The organism is Streptomyces huiliensis (assembly GCF_020037025.1).
GTDB lineage: Bacteria > Actinomycetota > Actinomycetes > Streptomycetales > Streptomycetaceae > Streptomyces > Streptomyces huiliensis.
On sequence record NZ_JAIQLH010000204.1, the window covers coordinates 1 to 2,878 of the forward strand.

The 2,878-nt window shown below is 71.5% G+C and carries 3 protein-coding genes; 2 read left to right on the forward strand and 1 reads right to left on the reverse strand.

What is annotated here, in order from left to right:
- Positions 1-586 (forward strand): ATP-binding protein (locus JNW98_RS27635; protein WP_223771031.1); only part of this gene is annotated, 586 nt, incomplete at its 5' end.
- Between the two features lie 157 nt (positions 587-743).
- Here JNW98_RS27635 and JNW98_RS27640 read toward each other — a convergent pair.
- Complete coding sequence (locus JNW98_RS27640; RefSeq protein WP_223771032.1) at positions 744-2,057, reverse strand: MFS transporter; 1,314 nt, start codon at positions 2,055-2,057, stop codon at positions 744-746.
- Positions 2,058-2,211: 154 nt separating this feature from the next.
- Here JNW98_RS27640 and JNW98_RS27645 point away from each other — a divergent pair, with 154 nt between their 5' ends.
- On the forward strand, positions 2,212-2,760 hold the full coding sequence (locus JNW98_RS27645; RefSeq protein WP_223771033.1) for a MarR family winged helix-turn-helix transcriptional regulator: 549 nt from the start codon (positions 2,212-2,214) through the stop codon (positions 2,758-2,760).
- Positions 2,761-2,878: the final 118 nt, after the last annotated feature.

The following is a 2,878-nucleotide window of genomic DNA, read 5'->3' on the forward strand; positions in this document are numbered from 1 at the left end:
CGAACGCCGCGACGAGGACATCGACGAGGGCGTCGCCGCCCTCGAACGCGCCTTCGCCGGCGCCACGGGCACCCCCCAGGTCATGTGCGACCGCCTCATCCGCTCCCTCGGCATCACGGAGGAACACGACGACGACGTCGCCGTCCTCGTCCTCCAGCACCCCGCCCGCACCGGCCACGACGCCGAGCTGTTCCACAACGCGGCCCTCGAACTGCTCGGCGGCGTAGAGGCCGCCCCCCGCGCCCGCGCCTTCGCCTCCGGCGTCCTCGCCAGCTGGCGTTTCCCCCCGGACCTGCGCGACCTCGGAGTCCTCGCCGCCAGCGAACTCGTCGCCAACTCGCTCCAGCACGGCACACCCCCGATGAAGCTCCGGCTCCGCCGCACCGACCGGCGCCTGATCATCGAGGTCACCGACGGCGACGACCACCTCCCGCGCCGCCGCCGCGCCGAACCCGCCGACGAGGCCGGCCGTGGCATCTCGATCATCGCCACCATCGCCTCGTCCTGGGGCTCGCGCCGCACGCCCGGCGGCGGCAAGGCTGTCTGGTGCGAGTTCGCCCTTCCGGTGAAACACGCGTCCGTGTGACCGCGGGCCGGTCGGCAGCGCGCCACCAGCCGCCGCCCCCGGGCCTGCCGCGACAACGACAACGAAAACGGCGGAGCGGGACGGCCGGAGCAACCGCTCCACCGTCCGCACTCCGCCGTACGCGCTCTCGTATGTGCTCTTGTACGTGCGCCGACCGTCAGGCGCCGACCGGCGTCCGCTCGTCCCGCGGCACGACGCGCGCGGCCACCGCGCGCTGCTCCAGGGCCCGCTCCTGAGCCCGCACCGGGTTCTCCTGGGCGGGGGTGAGCCGGCGCCCCAGCCGCAGGGCCAGCACGGAGATGCCCAGCGAGCAGGCGACCAGCAGCACGATGTACGGCGCGTAGAGCCCCGAGCCGGCCATCAGCCCGCCGGCGGCCGGGCCCGCGGCCAGCGCCAGCTGCTTCACCAGGGCGAAGGCCGAGTTGTACTGCCCCACGAGCCCCGGCGAGGCGAGATCCGCGACCAGCGGGGCCATCGTCGGCGCCAGCATCGACTCGCCGATGCCGAAGAGGGCGTACGTCGAGATCAGCAGCGTGGTCGCGACCGCGTGCGCCCCGGGTACGAGCCCGGAGACCCCGGCCGCCACCCAGGCCACCGTCCATATGAGGCCGACCAGGGCGATGACCCGGCTGCGCCGCCGCCGCTCGACCAGCCGCAGCACCACGAACTGCGTCAGCACGATCGCCATCGTGTTGGCCGCGAGAGCCATGCCGAGCGTCGCGGGCGAGATCCGCGTGACCTCCACGGCGAACGCGGAGAGGCCCGACTCGAACTGCCCGTAGCAGGCGAAGAACATCACGAAGCCCAGCACACACAGCTGCACCATGGCCCGGTCGGCGAGCAGCGCCCGCCACCCGTTCCGCGCGGAACCGTCCGTCGGCACGGCGTCCTCGACCCGCGGCGCCTTCGGCAGCCGCACGGTCGCGATGGTGGCACCCAGCACCAGGAACATCACGGACTCGATGGCGAACAGCCGGACGAAGCTCGACGGGTCCGACGTGTCCACGAGCTGGCCGCCCAGCAGACCGCCGACACCGAGCCCGAGGTTGTTGAGGAAGAACTGCGTGGCGAACGCCCGCGACCGGGTGGTCGTCGTCGAACACCAGACGATCATCGTCGCGAGCGAAGGCTGAACGACCGCGATACCGGCACCGAGCGCGGCCGCGGCCGCGACCACGAGAAGCTCGCTGTTCGCCAGGCCGAGCCCCATGGACCCGACGGCGGCGGACACCGTACCCGCGACGGCGACGGGCAGCGGGCCCCGCCGGTCGATCACCCGGCCGACGAAGGGCAGCACGAACAGCGCGGCCACGGCGAACGTCGCGAGCACGATCCCCGCCGTACTCGCACCGAGGTTCCGTACCTGCGACACATAGATGAACAGGAACGGAACCGTGAAGCCGTTGCCGAACGCGCTCAGCGCGTTGCCCAGCTGGATCCGGCGCAGTGCCGCGCCCATCGCGGTGGTCACACTCACCTTCCTCTACCTAGATCACGAAAAACGGGCCCGGGCTGTGCCCCAGGGGGCAACAGTCCAGGCCTGAAGACTTCAGACGTAAACTTCGAAGCTAAAGAGTACACATCAAAGGGCTTTAGCGGCAAGGGGTCGTGTCATACTGCGGCCCATGGCCGACACCCCCGGCTCCGCCGAGCCGAGCCTCGAAGAGCAGATCGCCGCTTACCAGCGCGAGTTCCAGGACCTTGATCCCCAGGTGGAGAAGGTCGTCTCGGCCCTCAGCCGGCTCAACCGGCGCATGAACGTCGCCTACGGGCGGCAGACCGCCGAGCTGGGCATCAGCAACGCGGAGTGGGAGGTCCTCAAGGCGCTCGTCCTCGCCGGCCACCCGTACCGCCTGGGCCCGGGCGACCTGGCGAAGCGGCTGGGCCTGACCCCGGCCGCCATGACCCACCGCATCGACCGCATGGTCGCGGAGGGTCTCGTCACCCGCGAGCGCGACGGCAACAACCGGGTCCGCGTCATCGTCGGCATCACGGAGGGCGGCCGCGAGAAGTGGCTGGCGGCGATGCGGCTCGCCTCCGTCTTCGAGGAGGAGCTCCTCCAGGACCTCTCCTGCGAGGACCGCGGCAAGCTCGGCGAGCTCCTCATCCGCCTCCTGCGCCGCGTCGAAACGGCCCAGCCGGACGCCGGCGGACGCCTCAGGGACCTCGACTGACCCCTCAGTGACGCACGGCGGCGCGAGGGTTGACACGGGCTCGGCAGATCCGTAATGTACTCCGAGCTGCCGCGAAGCCGAAGGGCTTTTTACGGCAGCACTTCACGCCAGCTCGGCG